At 35.4% G+C, this 21,222-nt stretch carries 19 protein-coding genes; 13 read left to right on the top strand and 6 right to left on the bottom strand.

The features are described 5' to 3' along the window. Window positions 1-3 precede the first annotated feature (3 nt). From murG to brnQ3, 11 genes are all read left to right on the top strand, one after another. Window positions 4-1,074, top strand: coding sequence for an undecaprenyldiphospho-muramoylpentapeptide beta-N-acetylglucosaminyltransferase (gene murG, locus NXS11_RS00770; RefSeq protein WP_259197821.1), 1,071 nt, complete (start codon window positions 4-6; stop codon window positions 1,072-1,074). 11 nt (window positions 1,075-1,085) lie between these two features. Continuing rightward, on the top strand, window positions 1,086-1,703 hold the full coding sequence (locus tag NXS11_RS00765) for a phosphatase PAP2 family protein (RefSeq protein WP_259197820.1): 618 nt from the start codon (window positions 1,086-1,088) through the stop codon (window positions 1,701-1,703). A 378-nt stretch (window positions 1,704-2,081) separates the two neighbouring features. Further along, window positions 2,082-2,759 (top strand): response regulator transcription factor, encoded by a 678-nt coding sequence (locus NXS11_RS00760; RefSeq protein WP_259197818.1) that lies wholly within the window; start codon window positions 2,082-2,084, stop codon window positions 2,757-2,759. Then, complete coding sequence (locus tag NXS11_RS00755; RefSeq protein WP_259197817.1) at window positions 2,756-4,129, top strand: HAMP domain-containing sensor histidine kinase; 1,374 nt, start codon at window positions 2,756-2,758, stop codon at window positions 4,127-4,129. The genes NXS11_RS00760 and NXS11_RS00755 overlap by 4 nt, the downstream gene beginning before the upstream one ends. 290 nt (window positions 4,130-4,419) lie before the next feature. Continuing rightward, a complete protein-coding gene (locus NXS11_RS00750; protein ID WP_259197816.1) occupies window positions 4,420-7,209 on the top strand; it encodes a 2-oxoglutarate dehydrogenase E1 component in 2,790 nt (929 codons plus the stop codon). A gap of 13 nt (window positions 7,210-7,222) precedes the next feature. After that, window positions 7,223-8,449 (top strand): dihydrolipoyllysine-residue succinyltransferase, encoded by a 1,227-nt coding sequence (sucB, locus tag NXS11_RS00745; protein WP_259197813.1) that lies wholly within the window; start codon window positions 7,223-7,225, stop codon window positions 8,447-8,449. 442 nt (window positions 8,450-8,891) lie between these two features. Then, entirely contained in the window at window positions 8,892-9,131 is a 240-nt protein-coding gene (locus NXS11_RS00740; protein ID WP_259197812.1) for a hypothetical protein, read from the top strand. Window positions 9,132-9,288: 157 nt separating this feature from the next. After that, window positions 9,289-9,492: a DUF6501 family protein gene (locus tag NXS11_RS00735; RefSeq protein ID WP_259197811.1), complete on the top strand. Its 204-nt coding sequence runs from the start codon at window positions 9,289-9,291 to the stop codon at window positions 9,490-9,492. A 146-nt stretch (window positions 9,493-9,638) separates the two neighbouring features. Continuing rightward, window positions 9,639-10,436: an ATP-binding protein gene (locus NXS11_RS00730; protein WP_259197810.1), complete on the top strand. Its 798-nt coding sequence runs from the start codon at window positions 9,639-9,641 to the stop codon at window positions 10,434-10,436. A gap of 13 nt (window positions 10,437-10,449) precedes the next feature. Next, window positions 10,450-12,339 (top strand): vWA domain-containing protein, encoded by a 1,890-nt coding sequence (locus NXS11_RS00725; protein ID WP_259197809.1) that lies wholly within the window; start codon window positions 10,450-10,452, stop codon window positions 12,337-12,339. Window positions 12,340-12,528: 189 nt separating this feature from the next. Further along, window positions 12,529-13,875, top strand: a complete 1,347-nt coding sequence (gene brnQ3 / locus NXS11_RS00720; protein ID WP_259197808.1) for a branched-chain amino acid-like transporter carrier protein BrnQ3 — start codon at window positions 12,529-12,531, stop codon at window positions 13,873-13,875. 120 nt (window positions 13,876-13,995) lie between these two features. On the opposite strand, the gene NXS11_RS00715 is transcribed toward brnQ3, so the two are convergent. Genes NXS11_RS00715 through NXS11_RS00705 form a run of 3 tightly spaced genes read right to left on the bottom strand, consistent with a single transcriptional unit; the run spans window position 13,996 to window position 16,053 of the window. Beyond that, window positions 13,996-15,135, bottom strand: a complete 1,140-nt coding sequence (locus tag NXS11_RS00715; RefSeq protein ID WP_259197807.1) for a toxic anion resistance protein — start codon at window positions 15,133-15,135, stop codon at window positions 13,996-13,998. Continuing rightward, on the bottom strand, window positions 15,122-15,766 hold the full coding sequence (locus NXS11_RS00710; RefSeq protein WP_259197806.1) for a 5-bromo-4-chloroindolyl phosphate hydrolysis family protein: 645 nt from the start codon (window positions 15,764-15,766) through the stop codon (window positions 15,122-15,124). The genes NXS11_RS00715 and NXS11_RS00710 overlap by 14 nt, the downstream gene beginning before the upstream one ends. Before the next feature lie 14 nt (window positions 15,767-15,780). Beyond that, a complete protein-coding gene (locus tag NXS11_RS00705; RefSeq protein WP_259197805.1) occupies window positions 15,781-16,053 on the bottom strand; it encodes an acylphosphatase in 273 nt (90 codons plus the stop codon). Between the two features lie 660 nt (window positions 16,054-16,713). On the opposite strand from NXS11_RS00705, the gene msaA reads away from it, so the two are divergent. Next, window positions 16,714-17,022, top strand: coding sequence for a regulatory protein MsaA (msaA, locus tag NXS11_RS00700; protein ID WP_259197804.1), 309 nt, complete (start codon window positions 16,714-16,716; stop codon window positions 17,020-17,022). Between the two features lie 167 nt (window positions 17,023-17,189). Beyond that, window positions 17,190-17,390, top strand: a complete 201-nt coding sequence (gene cspA / locus NXS11_RS00695) for a cold shock protein CspA (protein WP_103357964.1) — start codon at window positions 17,190-17,192, stop codon at window positions 17,388-17,390. Between the two features lie 185 nt (window positions 17,391-17,575). Here the strand turns inward: cspA and lysA are convergent, their stop codons facing one another. From lysA to NXS11_RS00680, 3 genes are read right to left on the bottom strand one after another with little or no spacing between them, the layout of a single operon-like run. Beyond that, window positions 17,576-18,841: a diaminopimelate decarboxylase gene (gene lysA / locus NXS11_RS00690; RefSeq protein WP_259197798.1), complete on the bottom strand. Its 1,266-nt coding sequence runs from the start codon at window positions 18,839-18,841 to the stop codon at window positions 17,576-17,578. Then, window positions 18,841-19,911 carry an alanine racemase gene (alr, locus tag NXS11_RS00685; protein ID WP_259197797.1) on the bottom strand — a complete coding sequence of 357 codons (1,071 nt, stop codon included), beginning with the start codon at window positions 19,909-19,911 and terminating at the stop codon, window positions 18,841-18,843. Before alr ends, lysA begins: the two co-directional genes overlap by 1 nt. After that, window positions 19,908-21,062, bottom strand: coding sequence for a M20 metallopeptidase family protein (locus tag NXS11_RS00680; protein ID WP_259197796.1), 1,155 nt, complete (start codon window positions 21,060-21,062; stop codon window positions 19,908-19,910). Before NXS11_RS00680 ends, alr begins: the two co-directional genes overlap by 4 nt. Window positions 21,063-21,222 lie beyond the last annotated feature (160 nt).

The following is a 21,222-nucleotide window of genomic DNA, read 5'->3' as shown; positions in this document are numbered from 1 at the left end:
ATTATGACTAAAATTGCATTTACAGGAGGCGGAACAATCGGTCATGTCTCTGTCAACTTAAGTCTAATTCCAGCGGCAGTCAACAAAGGATTCCAAACGATATACATTGGCTCTAAAGATGGTATTGAGCGTGAGATGATTACCTCACAATTACCTGATACACCTTATTATCCGATCTCTAGTGGTAAACTGCGCCGTTATTTGTCAATGGATAATCTAAAAGACATCTTTAAAGTATTGAAAGGTATTTTAGATGCACGTAAAATCTTAAAACGTGAAAAACCAGCATTTGTTTTTTCAAAAGGCGGCTTCGTGTCAGTACCTGTCGTTTTAGCAGCTAAATCTCTACAAATTCCAGTTATTGTACACGAATCTGATTTGACGCCTGGATTAGCGAATAAGATAGCGACTAAGTTTGCCAAAAAGATTTATACAACATTTGAAGAAACCTTAAAATATGTACCTCAAAATAAAGGTGTTTTTGTAGGCGCAACAATTCGTGAAGATTTAAAAAATGGTAGTAAAGAACGTGGATATGCCTTAACAGGTTTCCAACCATCGAAAAAAACTTTACTTGTCATGGGGGGAAGTCTAGGTAGTGCGACAATGAATCATCAATTGCGACAAGAACTTGATCAATTGCTGGAACATTATCAAGTCATTCATCTGACAGGTAAAGGACTTAAAGATGAGCAACTTCACAAGCCTGGTTATATCCAATACGAATTTGTTACTGATGAGCTCACCGACTTGTTAGCAATTACAGATACTGTTGTCTCTCGTGCCGGTTCCAATGCTATTTATGAATTCTTAACGTTGCGTATACCGATGTTATTAATTCCGTTAGGCTTAGATCAATCACGTGGCGATCAGATTGACAATGCCAATTATTTTGCTAGACAAGGCTATGCGCTGACACTCGATGAATCAACCTTAACAGACGGTTCTCTAAAAACTGCATTAGATACACTTGAAGAATCACGAGAGATGTATATTGCTACGATGGAGACCTTTACAGAAAGTTATACTAAGGAAGCATTGCTCAACAAAATTATTGAAGATGCTCGTTTATAAAGGAGGTAATTATGACACATTGGAAAAGAATACTGACATTGGTGGTAACTATGGTTATTTTGACAACCATTGGATTTTATCATCAGTCAACAGTGGGTGAGTGGGTCGATCATCACGTATATTCATCCATTATTGCAAGTAAAAGCCCTGTCATGACGGCGGTGTTTCTTACTGTAACATATATAGGAGAAGCCGTAAGTATGGTTATCTTGACAACATTGATAGTGCTTTTATTAATACGCTATCAATATCGTGTAGAAGCCCTATTTCTCGCACTTACTATGATTTTGTCAGGACTTACTAACCCAATATTAAAACATATTTTTAATCGCGAACGCCCAAGCGTGATGCGCCTTATTGATATTTCAGGACTCAGTTTTCCAAGCGGCCATGCAATGGGAGCCACAGCCTTTTTTGGCAGCTTATGTTATATCAGTTTGCGTATTATCAAAGGACAAGCAAGAATTTGGCTCAGTATACTATGCATTCTTATGATTCCGTTTATTTGTGCGTCTCGAATCTATTTAGGCGTACATTATCCAACAGATATTATTGCCGGAATTATGGGGGGCCTGTTCTTTATCGTACTAACACAACTTATACTTCGCAAACCACTCCATCGCTCATAATAAAAACCGCTGCACCTTAATCGAATGCAGCGGTTTTTATTATACGTTTAATATCAACGAAATTTTTATACGGGCATATAAAAGGGGATATTACTTGAAAATGACTCAATCTATAGAACGAATTGTAGTGGGGGGATCGTTGGGATTGATAATCATTTTCAATTAAATTATAACGTATTGAGAATAATTGTCAATTAGAAACACCTAATTTTTTATATTTTTTTCGTCTCCTCTGTAAAAGCAGAAATAGTCCATTGGCAGCAATCACTTACATGTCAAATAACACTATTAACAAGCTACCAATTTTTAGTGTATTACAAGCAGTTCATCCTTTATAAAATTGCATGATTATCCTATTATTAAAGATGAGGTGACAACATGAAAAATGTATTAATTATAGAAGACGAACAAAATTTAGCGCGTTTTATTGAACTCGAACTAAAACATGAAAATTACGAGGTATCTATAAAAAATGATGGCCTGTCAGGATTGAACACCGCATTACAACAAGACTTTGACATTATTTTGCTAGACTTAATGCTTCCTGGTATTGATGGACTAGAGGTATGTAAAAGATTGCGAAAACAAAAAGATACACCCATTATCATGATTACTGCCAAAGGAGAAATCTATGATAAAGTATTAGGTCTTGATTATGGCGCAGATGATTATATTGTCAAACCATTTGAAATAGAAGAATTACTTGCGCGAATGCGAGCATTAGTAAGACGTGTTTCTGATGATCAACACACTTCAAAAGACACAGTAGCAGTGGGTGGTATCATTATCGATAAAAGTGCTTTTCACGTTACCTATGAAGGACAAGCCATCGAATTGACTAAGACTGAATTTGATTTGCTGCTATTATTGGCAGAAAATAAAAATCACGTCCTTCATCGTGAACAAATCTTAAACCATGTATGGGGATATGATTCTGAAGTTGAAACGAATGTTGTAGATGTCTATATTAGATATTTACGCAATAAATTAAAACCTATACACAAAGAGAAATTAATAGAGACCGTTCGAGGTGTCGGGTATGTGATTCGTCAATGAAACAACCTACACTAAAAACGAAATGGACACTGGTCACAACGGTTATTACATTTTTAATTATTTTTATTTTTTGCCTATTGATTATTTATGCTGTGAGTAGTTTACTCAAACAAAGTGAATTGGAGAAAGCAGAACATAGTGCCGATGAATTGCACCATCTGTTATCAACGCAATCTTTAAGCAATATTACGCCACTTGAATTTAGCTCCGTTACGAACAGCTACCAAAAAGCGATTTTGTATGATAAAAATGGCAAACATTTAATTGAAAGCACAAATACAAACGATATTAAGTTTACACCTGAATTTCAGAAAACGACCTCAAGAACGATTGGAATTATTAATAATACTTCTGGTTCGTTTATCATTGTGTCAAATCCAATTAGCACCGAATATTTTAACGGTTATGCAACAATTATTCATCCTTTAGATGTTTTTGATGATCTATTGAACTTCATCACATATCTCGCATTAATATTTGGTTTAATTGCTTTATTTGTTACTGCTTCTCTTAGTTATGCATTTTCATCTCAAATCACAAAACCGATAAATATTATTACAGAAAAAATGACACAAATTCGTCGCAATGGCTTCCAAGAAAAACTCGAAGTTCCTACAAGTTATGAAGAAACTGATGCACTTATCGATAACTTTAACAGTATGATGATCAAATTGGAAGATTCATTCAATCAACAACGACAATTTGTTGAAGATGCTTCACACGAATTAAGAACACCATTGCAAATCATTCAAGGTCATTTAAATCTTATTCAACGTTGGGGAAAAAAGGATCCAGCTGTATTAGAAGAATCATTGACAATTTCAATAGAAGAGATGAATCGCATTACCAAACTAGTTGAGGAGTTATTACTTTTAACAAAAGATAATGCGCGTTCTATAGATCAACAACTTGAAAAAGTAGATGTCAATCTAGAAATTAAAAATCGTCTTCACTCATTAGAACAAATTCATCCAACATATCAATTTAATTTTGAAACAAATCAAGACTTTATTTACTTGAATATGAATGGTTTTCACTTAGAACAAATCTTGCTCATTTTTATTGATAATGCGATAAAATATGACCAAACAAATCGCAATATTTGTATCAAAACTAAGCTGGTCAACAATCGTGTGCTGATTGAAATTAAAGATCATGGTATGGGGATTCCTAAAGAAGATCAAGAACATATTTTTGATCGCTTCTATCGCGTTGATAAATCACGTTCCAGACAACAAGGCGGCAATGGTTTAGGATTATCTATCGCATTGAAAATTGTCAAACTCTATGATGGTCTGATTACAGTCAATAGTGAAGAAGGTAAATATACGATTTTTACAATCAGCTTTAATGCAAATACACATCGATAAACAACAGCCATACAGAGACAACTAACACAGCTGACTGCTAGTATAAAAGCATTCTTTATGCCAGCAGTCAGCTACTTCCTTCTACTTCATTTCACCCACTATTAATTTAAGTAATTGATGGTCTTACATTAAATACATCAACAAATCTATTGTATAATTTTGAATTTTTCTCCCCTACATTAATCTGCCTAAATTAAGTTAAAATATCCTAGTTTTTTGCCTTTAAATGTTCACAATTTAATGCTATCATTTACTTGTAAGCGTTTTATTCTTTCAGTGGAGGGTGGATTATGAAGAACGATAAACAGGTGAGTGAAGCACCTGTAAATTTCGGGGCTAATTTAGGACTTATGTTAGAACTCTATGATCAATTTTTAGAAGATCCTAGCTCAGTATCTGATGATTTACAAGTGCTTTTCGGTACAATTAAAAATGACAATACACCATGTTCAAACACATCAAGACAATCAAGCTCGGGGGATAGCACGATTAAACGTGTTATGCGCTTGATTGATAATATTCGACAATATGGACATTTGCTGGCAGACATCTATCCAGTAAATAGACCTGAGCGTACCAACGTTCCAAAATTAAGTATTGAAGACTTTAACTTAGACCGTCAAACGCTCGAAAATATATCTTCGGAGATTGTATCGGATCATTTTAAAGATATTTACGACAATGCCTACGAAGCAATTCAGCGCATGGAAGAACGATACAAAGGATCCATTGCATTCGAATATACGCATATTAATAATACGAAGGAACGTGTATGGTTAAAACGCAGAATTGAAACACCGTATAAAGCAGCCTTGAATAACAATGAAAAGATTGATCTTTTCAAACAACTTGCGAAGGTTGAAGGCTTTGAAAAGTACCTTCATAAAAACTTTGTAGGTGCTAAACGATTCTCAATTGAAGGGGTAGATGCCCTGGTACCTATGATTGCACAAATTATTAAACGTGCGGCTGAAAATGAGATTTCAAACATTCAAATCGGTATGGCACACCGTGGACGTTTAAATGTACTCACGCATATTTTGAAAAAACCATATGAAATGATGCTTTCTGAGTTCATGCATACTGATCCTATGTCTTTCTTACCTGAAGACGGTAGCTTAAAACTTACAGCCGGCTGGACAAGTGACGTAAAATATCACCTTGGTGGTGTGAAAACGATTCAATCACATGGCATTGAACAACGTATCACATTAGCAAACAACCCAAGCCACCTTGAAATTGTTGCACCAGTTGTTACAGGCCGTACAAGAGCAGCTCAAGACTTCGTTGCACAATCTGGACAACTTGATACTGACTTCAATCGTGCACTTCCTATTATTGTTCACGGAGATGCCGCATACCCAGGTCAAGGTGTCAACTTTGAAACAATGAACTTGGGTAGCTTAGAAGGTTATAGTACAGGTGGTACGATTCATTTAATTACAAACAACCGCATTGGCTTTACAACTGAACCAACCGATGCCCGTTCAACAACATATGCAACAGATGTCGCTAAAGGCTACGATGTTCCGATTATGCATGTAAATGCAGATGATGTTGAAGCAACAATAGAAGCAATCGACATTGCGATGGAGTTCAGAAAAGCCTTTAATAAAGATGTTGTTATTGATATAGTGGGTTATCGTCGTTTCGGTCATAACGAAATGGATGAACCTATGTTGACCAACCCACTACCATATAAAAATATTAAGAAACATGATACAGTTGAAGTCATTTACGGAAAAAAATTAGTTGATGCTGGTATCCTAAGTGAAGCCGACATGCAAGCCGTTATGGATGATGTTCAAAAAGAAATGCGTCAAGCACATGACAAAATTGATAAAACAAATAAAAACGATAATGCAGATATGGTGCGCCCAGACAATATTTCAAATCCAATTGCAAGTAACGAATCTGAGCTATCATTTGACAGACTAAAAGAAATCAATGACGCAATGCTCACTTATCCTGAAGACTTTAATATTTTCAATAAGCTACAACGCATTTTAGAGCAAAGACGTCAACCATTTGAAAAAGAAGAGGGCTTAGTTGACTGGGCACACGCAGAACAACTAGCATTCGCATCAGTTATGCAAGAAGGTACGCCTATCCGCATGACAGGTCAAGACTGTGAGCGCGGAACATTCAGTCATCGCCATGCTGTCTTGCACGATCAAAATAGTGATAAAGTGCATATCCCATTACAACATGTACCTAATCAAAAAGCATCATTCTATATTCACAACTCACCACTTTCAGAATCTGCAGTGGTTGGCTTTGAATATGGTTATAATGTTGAAAATCCATCATCATTTAATATTTGGGAAGCACAGTTTGGTGACTTTGCAAATATGGCGCAAATGTACTTTGATAACTTTGTATTTTCAAGTAATGCTAAATGGGGGGAACGCTCTGGCTTAACTTTCATGTTGCCACATTCATTTGAAGGTCAAGGTCCTGAACATTCATCAGCACGACTTGAACGCTTTTTACAACTCGCTGCTGAGAACAATATGACAATTTGTAACTTATCGAGCTCAAGTAACTATTTCCATTTATTGCGTGCACAAGCAGCAAGTTTAGGAACAGAGGCAATGAGACCACTTGTACTTATGTCACCAAAAGGTTTATTGCGTAATAAAACAGTTGCGCAACCAATTGATAAGTTTACATCAGGGGGATTTGAACCAATTTTAGTTGGTACACATAATCCTGAAACAGTAACTAAAGTAATCCTTGCTTCAGGTAAAATGCTCGTGGATCTCAAGGAACGTCTAGCAAAAGAACCAAACGAAGCAATTGCACTCGTTGCGGTTGAAAGGTTGTATCCATTCCCTGAAAAAGAAATCCTTGAGTTTTTAGAAACATTACCAAATCTAAAAACAGTTACATGGGTTCAAGAAGAGCCTCAAAACCAAGGGGCATGGCATTTCGTTTACCCACAACTCACACGCATTGTTGGAGAGCAATATAAACTTGAGTATGAAGGTAGACCACATCGTGCAGCGCCATCAGAAGGCGACGGAGAAATTCACAAAATTGTTCAAAATAAAATCATTGAAAACAGCTTAAATATCTAGGGGGCATATTAAAATGGCAGAGGTAAAAGTTCCAGAATTAGCAGAATCTATTACAGAAGGTACCATTGCAGAGTGGTTGAAACAAGTAGGGGACTCAGTTGAAAAAGGTGAAGCATTATTAGAGCTTGAAACAGATAAGGTAAACGTGGAAGTGGTATCTGAAGAAGCAGGAACAATTCAAGAATTACTTGCCGAAGCTGGAGATACTGTAGAAGTGGGACAAGCAATTGCAATCGTCGGTGAAGGTGCTGCAAAACCTGCCGAAGCATCAAAAGACAAGCCTGCTGCGAAAGAGGAAACTACAGCACAACAACAACCGGCAAAAGATACAACAACTTCAAATGAGCGCGTAAACGCAACACCTTCTGCACGTCGCGCGGCACGTGAAAAAGGTATTGATTTAACAGAAGTAAGCGCAAAAGCAGGAGACATCGTACGCAAAGAAGATGTTGAACGTGGTACACAACCGGCTGCAAAGCCTGCTGAAACAAAAGCCGACAAACCAGCCGTACCTGCTGCACCACAAAATCCATCAAAACCAGTAATTCGTGAAAAAATGAACCGCAGAAAACAAACAGCTGCGCGCAAATTATTAGAAGTTAGTAACAACACTGCCATGCTAACTACTTTCAATGAAGTAGATATGACAAATGTGATGGAACTTCGTAAACGTAAAAAAGATAAGTTCATGGAAGACCATAATGGTACAAAACTTGGCTTCATGTCATTTTTCACAAAAGCTGCTGTTGCGGCATTGAAAAAATATCCAGAAGTCAACGCTGAAATTGATGGCGAATACATGGTTACAAAACAATTCTATGATATCGGTGTTGCAGTATCGACACCTGGTGGCTTGTTAGTACCAAATGTTCGTGACTGCGATAAGAAAAACTTCGCTGAAATTGAAGCAGAAATTGCTAACTTAGCAGCAAAAGCGCGCGATAACAAACTTTCATTAGATGACATGATTAATGGTTCATTCACAATCACTAACGGAGGTATCTTCGGTTCAATGATGTCAACACCAATCATCAATGGAAACCAAGCTGCTATCTTAGGAATGCACTCAATCATGACGCGACCAATCGCAATTGATAAAGATACCATTGAAAACCGTCCAATGATGTACTTAGCATTAAGCTATGACCATCGCATCATTGATGGAAAAGAAGCAGTTGGATTCTTAAAAACGATTAAAGAACTCATTGAAAATCCTGAAGATTTATTACTTGAGTCTTAATTGATCACTCATATATCTGGGGAGCCTATTATAAAGGCTCTCCATTTTTTACGACTGTTCAACTTTTGTGTGGAAAAATAGAGAGTGGAACAAGAACCTCATTTTTCTAAAAAAATTCCGTTGTTACACCCCGCCAAGGCTAATTATGGGTGAAAAAAACTTAGAAAATCATATTTTCACGCCAGTCGGCTACTGTCTTTTACAACATTTTCTTACTTTGAATAGCATTTTCTGTTAATGTCCCCACAATTAAGTTGAAATAGCTGTCTTCATTTAGCGTACAGTCCATAGTAATTGTGCGCTTTTTATATACTTGAAAGGCAAAAGGTTAAGCATGACACCTCACCATAAAAGATGTAAAGCCTTTTTACGGACATAGTCTTTTTCACGCATCTTATATATGTTACGCTTGTATTAACCCATAATAGGAGATTACAGAGATATGCAAATTAATAAGAACTTACTTGTTCCTATATTATCACTCGGTGTATTAATTATTTTGATTAACTTTATTTTTATTTTGACAAGTCTATTTGGCTTAACTGATTATTGGCCCGTCTTTCAAACGATTGGTCTAGGCTTAATCATTCTATACGGCTTCGATGTTTTACAAGAACGTAAACAGCGTAACTTTTATTTTTATGCAGGTATTATTTTTATTTTATTTGGAATCTTTTTCTAATAATTACAAGCATTAATAGCAACTTTTGATTTTAAGTTCGCTATAATATAACTTATGAACAAGAAAAACAGTAATAACTTTCAAAGCTCAGATGATAGACAAAGTTATTGATTTATTCCATAATGTATTAGGATTGAGTAATTAAGAGGTGACTGAAATGCTACACGAAAATTGGAAAGATAATGAGCCGCTTAAACAAGTCAAAGTGGTTCATACTGACGCCAAAAAGTTTACAGTAAGTGATATGTTAACAATCGGCAAAACATATGACGTGGTCAATGAAACTGAAGAATACTACCAAATCATTGATAACTCTGGACATGTTGGTGGCTACTACAAAACATATTTTGAAGAAGTATAAGATGAACAATTGAAGTACAATGAAAAAAGCGATGACCTGAGTTGCCATCTGCTTTTTTCTTATGTATTTTTACAGATATTAAATAGTCATCCCCTATACAAAGAGAAAGCATATTGACTATAGAAAGGTGAAAAGGTGATAAAATCATGACACAACGTAACACAGGCTACATCAATTCAGATAAAAATGTATTTGGTGATGCTGAGAAATTATTTAGCTTAAACAAAAATATTTTACTTAAAGGGCCAACCGGTTCAGGTAAAACACGACTTGCAGAAACTTTAAGCGAAACAACCAATATTCCAATGCACCAAATCAACTGTTCCGTCGATTTAGATGCCGAAAGTTTGCTTGGCTTCAAAACAATTAAAACATCAGACGAAGGACATCAAGAAATTGTATTTATTGATGGGCCAGTTATTAAAGCGATGCGAGAAGGGCATATTTTATATATCGATGAAATTAATATGGCGAAACCTGAAACATTGCCTATTTTAAACGGCGTACTTGATTATCGTCGCCAACTTACCAACCCATTTACAGGAGAAGTCATTAAAGCAGCACCTGGTTTCAAGGTTATTGCTGCAATTAATGAAGGTTATGTCGGTACGTTACCGATGAACGAAGCATTAAAAAACCGCTTTGTCGTTATTAATGTCGCATATATTGATGGTGATACATTACATGAAGTTATCAAATCACAAAGCTTGTTACAAGATGATACGTTAATCGATCAAATTATTAAATTTAACGAAGACTTGCGTACAATGACACAACAAGGACAATTATCGGAAGAAGCTGCAAGTATTCGAGCATTGATTGATATGAGTGATCTTGCAACTGTAATGCCCATCGAACGTGCCATTCAACGTACAATTATTGATAAATTGGAAGATGAACGTGAACAACATGCTGTCAAAAATGCTGTAGAACTGAATTTTTAGAGGGTGATACCAAATGAGCGATCGCTTTATCCTATTTAACGATGAACAACTCGATGCAATGAAAGTCATGATGTTACAAGACCTTGCACGATTACTATTAAAAAATGCAGAAACGCAAGTAAAAATCCATAAATTCCCATACTATGATGCGATTAATAATGAAGTCATCTGTAGTTCATTTTGGTCGCATCGCCCTGAGAATATTGAGCATACTGGTTTAAAGACGGATATTTTGTTAGCGACTTATAGCTATTTCAACATGTCACCAGCAATTGTTAACGAAGTCATTTCGAATGAAGAAAGTTTTCGCCATCCCAAGTTATATCGCCAATTATTTAAATTAATTGAAGAGATGAGAGTTTTAAATCTTATCGTCAATGAACGGCCACAAACAGCAAAGCTTATTAACGTTCGTCGTCAAATGCGCTTGCAATATTGTGAAACACAAATTAATTTTTACCGTACCAAAACAGTGTATACAGACCTATTCTTTCTAAATTTAGAGCGTTCATTTTTAACGGAAAACTTTTTTGAAGTGCCGAAAATTCATCCTGAAATTGATTCTGTCTTAGAAATGATGTATCAATATCTACCAGACATTTTTAATATTCGTACGAGTGAAGAAGCTATGTATTTGGCACAACGCATTATGTTCCAAGTAGACAATTGGTTAAAAGATGATATGTTGAACGAATATTATCATATCCCACGCCATGTATATGAGTCTTTGAGTGATATGACATTGGATGATATAAAACGTATGGATGCCGCACAAACAGATGGACAGACGGATGAGAAAGACGATGTTGAAACAGAAGAAATCGATAGTAAATCTGCTGATGCTGAAACAGCAGGTGGTGCATATTTAGAAACTGAACTACATGAAGGTGAGAGCAGTGAAGCACTAAGTGACAATGATACAGCGCGTGAAGGTGATAGTTCAGATGATATGACAGATATGCTCTCTAAAAAAGGAAAGGGCTCACAAGACACATTAGAAAATGAAGAAGGTGGCAATCAAAATTCTTCACATAACTTGTTAGGCTTAACAGGCATCAATGCTAATGTACGCATCAAGTGGAACATACCATCAATCCTACCAGAATATGTTGAGGCATACCGTCAAGTTCAAACAGATGTTCAATATGAGATTAAAGACTTAATTCAAATCATCAAAAAAACGATTGAGCATGAATTTCAAGATATGCGCACGAATCTTACAAAAGGGCGTTTGCAACGTAATTTAGTCAATTGGTTTATTGACGATCAATATAAATTATTTTATAAGAAAGCAGATCAAAGTCAGACATTTGATGCAACATTCACTTTGTTAATTGATGCATCAGCAAGTATGCATGACAAAATGGACGAAACAATTAAAGGGGTTGTGTTATTCCATGAGACACTAAAAGCACTAAATGTCCGACATGAAATCCTTGCATTTAACGAAGATGCTTTTGATTCTGATGAAGGTGATCAACCAAATATCATTGACGAAATCATCAATTATCATCAATCCATTTACCAAGCGGAAGCCCCTCGTATTATGTCACTTACACCACAAGATGACAACCGAGATGGTGTTGCGATTCGTGTGGCAAGCGAACGCCTCTTAACACGAGCAGAAAAACAAAAATTCTTGATTGTTTTTTCAGATGGTGAACCTTCTGCTTTCAATTATGCACAAGAAGGTATTTTAGACACTTATGAAGCTGTTGAAATGTCTCGCAAACTCGGAATAGAAGTGTTCAATGTTTTCTTAAGTCAAGAACCTATTACCGAAGCAATTGAACAAACGATTCATAATATTTACGGATCATTTGCTATTTTTGTAGAAGGTGTTGAACATTTACCAAGCCAATTATCACCATTATTGAAAAAATTATTATTAAAGTCTTTTTAAAACCAGACATAAAAAAAGGAGTAAAACATCAATCATAATGAAGCGATACATGATTTGTGTTTTTGCTCCTTTAAAACTTTCTAGCAATATAAAATGATTTTAGAAATTTTCAGAAATCTAATAGACGAAAGAAATTTATTGTGATAAAATGAGGCATAATTTAAAAATGAAGGTTTAGGAGTAAGTAAAATGAACAAGAATACTTTATTTATTGGTTTTATGTTATTTGCTATTTTCTTTGGAGCAGGTAACTTGATTTTCCCGCCTAACTTAGGTCTATCGAGTGGTCAATACTTCTGGCCAGCAGTTATAGCCTTTGTTATTACTGGTATAGGTTTACCGCTGTTAGGTGTCGTTGTAGGTGCACTTGATAAGCAGGGCTATATTGGTGCTGTTAACAAGATTCACCCAGTATTTTCAGTCATCTTCTTGGTAGCAATCTATTTAACAATTGGACCATTGTTTGCAATTCCTCGTACAGCATCAACATCTTTTGAGATGACAGTGACACCAATCATTCATTCTAGTAGCCCGATTTGGTTATTTGTTTTCTCAGTGGTTTACTTTTTAATTGTTTTATACCTATGCTTTAATCCTGGTAAGATTGTAGACCGCATTGGTGCAATTTTAACACCGTTATTGTTGATTACAATTCTTGCAATGATTGTGAAAGGATTTATCGACTTTGGTGGTAATCCAAATACTACAGCTGATCCTGCTGTTTATTCTTCTAACTTGTCAGGTTTCTCTAAAGGGTTTACAGAAGGGTATTTAACAATGGATGCTATCGCTGCTATTGCCTTTTCAATGATTGTTGTTAATGCTATTAAAGCAACTGGTATCAAACATGCAAATGATATTTTCAAGCAAACAGCAATTGCAGGATTGATCGCTGCAGCCGCACTTGCATTCATCTATATTTCATTAGGTTTTATCGGAAACCACATGATTATTAGTGAAGCAACAATGAAACACTTAACTGATAATGATCAAAATATTGGTGCATACTTGCTTATCACAATTGCAGGAACAGGTTATGGTGCATTTGGTAAATATTTACTTGGTATTATCGTTGCACTTGCATGTCTTACAACTGCATGTGGTTTGGTCGTATCTGTAAGTGAGTACTTTAACAGTATCTTACCGAAACTATCATATAAAGCATACGTAATCATTTTCACTTTGATCAGTTTTGTATTATCTAACTTAGGATTAAACGCAGTAATTAAGTTATCAGTTCCTGTATTATTAATTATTTATCCTGTTGCAATCACAACTGTTTTCTTAATCTTGATTGCACGTTTTGTACCAACAAGACGCATTACACAACAAATTACAGTACTTGTTGTTTCAATAGAATCTATTTTAAGCGTTATGAATGCAAATGGTTGGGTTAAAATGCCATTCATCGAACAATTGCCATTCCATGAATACACACTTGAATGGTTCCCAATTGCAGTTATTACATTAATTATCGGATACATCATTGGTGCTTTTGCAAAGTCATCAGATATCATTGTTTACGAAAAAGAATAGTATCCCAAAAAAAGCCTCTATCTTTACTGATAGGGCTTTTTTGATTCTACATTACATCTTCTATCTTTGTCACTAAAAAGCACGCATTCTCTAATGCCAAAAGCTCAACTATTTGGGTTGCTAGAATCCATCACGCTGACTCTTAGCTGTTGTTAAACGTTCACGTAAATCTTGTTCAAGTTGTTTCAAATCTTGCTCAGCTTGTTGACGTTTTTGACGACCATCTGCTTGAATTTGAAGTGTTTCTTCAATTGTATGAATGATATTATCCTGTGTTGTTTTCAGCGTTTCAATATCTACAATACCTCGCTCATTTTCTTCTGCAGTCATACGCGCATTCTGTCTTAACATTTCAGAATTACGAATTAAAATCTCATTTGTAGTATCTGTCACTTGTTTTTGAGCCTGTGCCGCTTTATTTTGACGATTTAAAGTTAAAGCAATCGCCATTTGGTTTTTCCACAGTGGAATGCTCGTCAATATTGAACTTTGAATCTTCTCTGCCAACGCTTGATTAATATTTTGTATCATTCTAATTTGTGGGGCAGATTGCAGCGTAATTTGACGCGATAATTGCAAATCATAAATGCGTTTTTCAAGTCGATCAACGAACTGCTCCATATCCGCTACATCTTGAACAGCCATTTGATTATCTGTATGTTTCGCCTTATCACGTAGCTCCGGTAAGACGTTTTGTGTTAAATGATCTCTCTTATTTTGCGCCGCTGCAATATATAAATTCAGAACATCGTAATAGTCTTTATTTTGTTGATACAAACCATCGAGTAACTGAGCATCCTTTAAAAGTTCTGATTTATTTTTATCCAATTCTACGGATATTCTATCAACTTGCGCACTGACTGATTGCATGCGTGAAAAAACTTGTTGTAACGATGCTTTAGAACGTTTAAACACACGCTTCAAGAATGAATTGTTTTGTTGAGATAGGTCTTCAGGATCGACTTCTTTTAGCTTTTTCATTAAACTCTCAAGTGTTTCTCCAATTGTACCAATATCTTTAGATTGTATGTCGTTTAACATTTGATGTGAAAAACCAGATAAATGTGATTGCGCTTTGGAACCAAATTGTAACAAACTATCATTATTCAATGGCTCAATTTCTTGTGCTAATGCATTAATTTTTTGTTGATCTTGTTCTGAAAACTGAGGTGCTGTTTGTTCTTTTTCCTTTAGCTCTATACCTTGCTCGAAGGACTCAAAATAATGCTCTAAAGGATGTGATTGCTTATTTTGTTTCATTATCGTACTCCTTTTCATAGTGATGTTGATACAGCTTTGACAAACGCATTTCTGTGTCTAACTGATTGTAGTGTTGTTCATTAACCCGTTTTAAATCGGCAATCAACGTCCGTTTAACCTCTTCAAGCGTAATGCGCGTTTGATGCAATGCTTGTTGATCAGCTGTAGATTTCATCGGCATTTTTGCCAAATGTGTGTAACTTTCAACAAGATTCAAAGCATGATCAATATGTGAATAATAAAAACTCTCAATATGATAAAAATGATTTGGTTGTTGACGCACAATTTGATTGATTGTACGCGTTAAGCGATAAATATCATTCACTAATTTAAAATCTTGAATAGAGCGTACATTAATAAATGCTTTAAAAATACGCTTAACTTTATTTTGTGCTGTATTTATTTGATGTCGAATATAACGATAGTCTTTTCTAGTTAAACCGAGCTCATTCAAATAACTTTTTGATGTTAATCGTTGTGTTGGTACATAACCTACAACGAAACCTGCAGCTCCTATAAGTAAGTCAAAGAAGAATTGAATATCCAGACCGATGACACTTGTGAAAAAAGATGCGACAGCGATAGGTATACCAACAAAAATCCCAAAAATACGCGATAGATTATATCTCATCGTGATAACTTCCTTTATCCCAATACTTTAAACTTTTCTAGTTGTGGTTCTACATCGAGGTGTTCTATCTGATGATGTGTAACAGAAGAAGCAGGGGAGGCACCATTAATCACTGCTTGCATAAATGTTTCCAAATGATTTCCTTCACCTTGTGCTATAACCTCAACGTGATTATTTACATTTTGAACAGTACCTGTTACATCATATTTCAATGCTAGACGTTCGGTAAAATAACGAAAGCCTACACCTTGTACACGACCATATACCTTGATTAAATATCGTTGCATATCATATCACCTCTCTCTTTAATTATACGTATTTTTAGCGTAAAAGACTAATAATTGAGAAGTGAATACCGCTTTGATATCGCTTCATAACAACATTGCTTTAAAATCGTAAAGATTAAAACAATGATATTTTATATACTTACATTTGGTGTTAAAAATAACTGCTATTTCGTTATAAATCATTATTCCGACTATCCCAAACAATATATTAACAAAAAATTCCGAAAAACAATGATTTGAAATTAGTCATTTAAAGTAAATCTCTATACAGGTGTCAATTTTCTTATTATGAAATAGAAATAACTGAATGTTAATCATAAAATTAGCAATCTAATACATGATCCACAGTTGCCATTAGCAATGATAAACAAATTATATTTAAAAACCATTTTTTGATTGCCATTCCTAAACCTTTAGCCTTCATTTTAACTTTTCAATTTTACACAAATTGTATGCTGTTTTTCATATTTAGGCGATTTTGGTATACTTTGTCATATTAATAAATCTTGAACTACAACTGTCTTCATTCATTTAAGATGAATAACTTGATTTTTACGTCTAAAAGTCTTAAGTTGTGAAGTAGGTTAACGAAGCTGCATTTTACAATAATCGTTGATGTTTAACTCAAATTAAGCTCAGCACTGATTGGGAGGCATTTATATGTGGGAACTCATAATGATTCGTGCAGACTACGAAGGCTGGTGGCTTTTTGATGACTGGCCAGAACATATTATTGACACACAAACTTATTCGTCCTATGATGCATTTGTAGAAGGATATAAAAAAACTATTACACAAGCGAAGCAATGTTTCAATAATTATGCAGTCGGCAAACATAATATCTATGCATTTTACAACAATTGTGATATGAACTATTGTGAAGACTGCGATGAAGACCTTCAAATTTTTTATAGTTTTATTGTCTTAAAAAATAAAGAAATTTATTTAAATACACCATTAATAAACTGAATAAAAATTTTTAATTTCTGTATTGCAAATACATGCACGTTACATTATAATAGTATTTAAGCAATTGCATTATTCCATATTGCAAAGAATATTAATGGCTATGTGAGTATTTTTTGTAATATGCGAATAGCGCATATTGAATTTTAGTCTTGGAGGTTTCACATATTATGAAACAAGGTACAGTAAAATGGTTTAACGCTGAAAAAGGTTTTGGTTTTATCGAAGTTGAAGGTGAAAACGACGTATTCGTACACTTCTCAGCTATTAACCAAGAAGGTTACAAATCATTAGATGAAGGTCAAGCAGTTGAATTTGAAGTAGTTGAAGGCGATCGCGGTCCACAAGCTGCAAACGTTGTTAAACTATAATAAATAGATGCAATGTTGACTTAATAAAAAGGCGGACATAAATATGTTCGTCTTTTTGCTTTGTCTAATATATGCAAAAATAGTCAAAACACCTAACGCAAAGAGGGGATTTGACTATTTTTTGGCTGTTCAGCTTTTGTGATGGAAAGATAATAATAAATACCACCACCAAAATATAGCGCCTTTTATTTCACATCATTGATAATTAATTGGCGTAACGATTGACGTTTAATGACTTCACGTGCCTTACCATTTGCGATAAAAAAGACAGCAGGTTTCTGAATCTGATTATAGTTAGATGCCATACTATAATGATATGCCCCAGTTGACAATACTGCTAGATAATCACCACGTGCCACGCTAGAAGGCAATGTCGCTTCATGAATCAAAATGTCTCCAGACTCACATAGCTTACCCGCCAAAGTCACAACTTGATCGGCTTTTTCATTACGATTGACGAGCATGACTTTGTATTTCGCATCATATAAGGCCGTCCGAATATGATCACTCATACCACCGTCAACTGAAATATATTTATTGACAGATGGAATGTCTTTGATTGTGCCTACTTCATACAAAGTAACACCCGCTTCAGCAACAATGGAACGACCTGGTTCTATACTTAAAGTTGGCGTAGGGTAGTCAAGATCCTGACATTTTTGTTTGATGGCTTGAACAATTTCTGTAATACCTGCTTCAATATCAAATGATTGATCACCCTCAACATATTCAGCACTAAAGCCACCGCCTAGGTTAAGTAACTCAATCTCAATTGCCTGATCATTCAACCAGTCAATTACCATTTTTGCCGTTTCAATCATTCCAGTTGTCTCTTCAATCTGAGAACCTATATGAAAATGAATACCTTTCAATTGTAAATGATGACTTTGGTGAATCATTTCAACTGCTTGTTCTGCTAAACCGTGTTTTAATGACAAACCAAATTTACTTTTTTCTTGACCTGTTTGAATAAATTCATGTGTATGAGCTTCAACACCTGGATTAACACGAATTAATACGTCTACAGGTTCTGTCGCATATTCATCTAGTAAACTAATCTCATCAAGCGCATCTACAACAAAGTAACCAATGCCTTGGGATAAAGCATATTGAATTTCCTGTTTTGTTTTGTTGTTCCCATGAAAATGAATGCGTTTCGGATCGTAACCCGCTTCAATAGCTGTATAAAGTTCACCTTCAGATACAACATCTAGATCAAAATCTTCTTCTTCAACTAGCTTAATCATCTGAATACATGTAAATGCTTTAGATGCATATGATAAAACATAACCAATATCATTCTGTTGAAATGCACGATGATATCGACGCATTTGTTGACGAATTTGATTTTCGTCATACACAATCGTTGGTGTCCCATAGCTTTGTGCGAGTGTCTTTAAGCTTGTCTCATCAATCGTAAGTTCTCCTGATTTATTGTAAGTAACTGTCATTATTTATACTCCTTCGTCAATGAATCTAGGTTCAATGCACTCAATTGTTCAGAGTTCGCACCGACACCTTTAAACGTATAATCATCAATTCTTAAATCTTCGTTATATAAAATTACTGTATCCTGTGCTTGGACATATTCATCTACTTCAACAAACATGTGACTCATCATCAATGCACGGATGGGATAGCGTTTATTATTTATCAAGACATCATGTTGGGCACGCGTCCGCAACACGCCATCTCCATATCCTAAGTCAACAACAGCTAATCTCGTATTATCACGTACAGCAGTGTATGCAAAACTATAACCGCAATGTTGACCTTCTTGAACTGTTCGTACTTGTAATACATTTGCTTGAACAGTTAATGCCTGTGCAATCTGCTCTCTAGGCAGTGCTGAATAGGGACGAGATCCATATAATGCAATGCCAACACGTGCATGTGTATGATGTGGGAAGATTTGACCTTCTCGTATAAAACTTGCACTATTTTGTGCGTGAACCATATTAAATGTGTAACCTTGATTTAATAGTTTTTCAACAATGTTCAACCATGCTGCACGCTCAATTTCATAATCTTCTACATCGAATTCATCAGCATAACCAAAGTGCGTCCACAAACCCGTTATTTCCATTTTGGTTGATGCGTTTGCTTCGTGATCTGCCAACACTTCTTGTATTTCATCTAATGTTTTAAAACCCGAACGATGTAACAGGTTCTCATATTCTAAATGTACTTTTACACCTGCTAACGCTTCTTTATATTTATAATAAAACGCTAGTGACGGGAGCGTCATCTGAATGTCATATTGGCGCAGTATGTCAAATGATTGCGTTGGATTCATTAAAAATATCGATGCAGTAGGGGCAAGTTCACGAATTTCTATCGCTTCATTTAATGATGTTGTACTGAAACACTGAATACCAGCTTCCAAAAACTGTTCTACCGCAAATGACAAACCATAATTATAGGCATTATTTTTTACAACTGCCATAATTGGGTGTCCGTTCTGAACACGTTTCACATTTTGTTGAAAAATTTTGCGATCAACACGCCATATCGCTGTCATTCAATCACCTCATCAAAGTTAAACAATAAACGTTCATAGTAATCAGCAATATTGATTAATATTTTCTCATCAAAGTTAAGTTGTGGTGTATGCAAACCATGTATATTATTTTGTTCTTCATTACGCGTGCCAATAAAAACAAAATAAGCTGGCGCAATTTGTCCATAGAAACTAAAATCTTCACCAAATAAATAAGGTGTTTTAGGCTCGATAACTGTTTGATGATTGTAAGCCAAGCTTTCCACAACATATTTTTTTAATTTTGGATCATTAATTGTAGGCGGGTATCCTTCTTCAAACTTCAACTCACACTGCACATTAAATAATAATGACATGCTTTGTGCAATCTTCTGCATTTGCTTTTGAACCTGTTGTAGATCAGTCATGTCGTATGTTCGTATCGTGCCTTCTAAATAGCCACTACTTGGAACTGTATTAATCGCTTCACCTGCATGAAAACGACCGACATGTACAATATTCCGTTGCAAACCATTCAAGTGATACTGTTGTATTTGCGATAATTGTGTCAACAAATGTTGCATTGCTTCAGCCGCAGAATGACCTTGTTCTTTGTTCGCAACATGACTTGATTTGCCATGTAAATAAAAGCGGTATTCTGTTGCACTCGCTGTAATCTCCTCATCACGAACTACAACCGAACCTTCAGCGACAAATGGCATAATATGCACACCATAAATAGCATCCAAATGATAAGCATCAAGCTTGCCTGTTTTGATTAAGAGATTCGCACCGCCACCCGATTCCTCGGCAGGTTGGAAAATAAAGACAACATTGTGAGGCAGACGCCCTTTGTCATATAATGCTTTACATCTTTTGACATGTAACATCAACGCTGTTGTATGTCCATCATGTCCACAAGCATGCATCACATGATCTACCTGACTGCGATAATCAACATCGTTCTCTTCATGAATAGGCAATGCATCAATATCCGCACGAAAGGCAATTGTCTTATCCGATTTCCCCGGCAAGTAGGCAACAACTCCTGTTTTCAACGGACGTTCATACGATACACCTTCTGATTTTAAAAATTGTATGATATATTCTGTTGTCTCATATTCTTCTAAACTTAATTCTGGATGCGCATGTAAATAGCGTCTATGTTGCGTAACAAACTCTAACTCACTCATTCTTTTCACTCCTTGTTATATAACAAAAGAAGTGGGGGACCAAGCGACTTCTTTAGGGTTGCCCACTCCTATCAAATCAACCTATACATAAAAGGCAGAGGTGAGATAAACGAATTATGCAGCCGTACTGCCATAGGAATAAAATAACAAAAATTAAAAA

Source organism: Staphylococcus americanisciuri, from assembly GCF_024814435.1.
Classification (GTDB): Bacteria; Bacillota; Bacilli; order Staphylococcales; family Staphylococcaceae; genus Staphylococcus; species Staphylococcus americanisciuri.
This window is presented reverse-complemented; position numbering and strand designations above follow the sequence as displayed.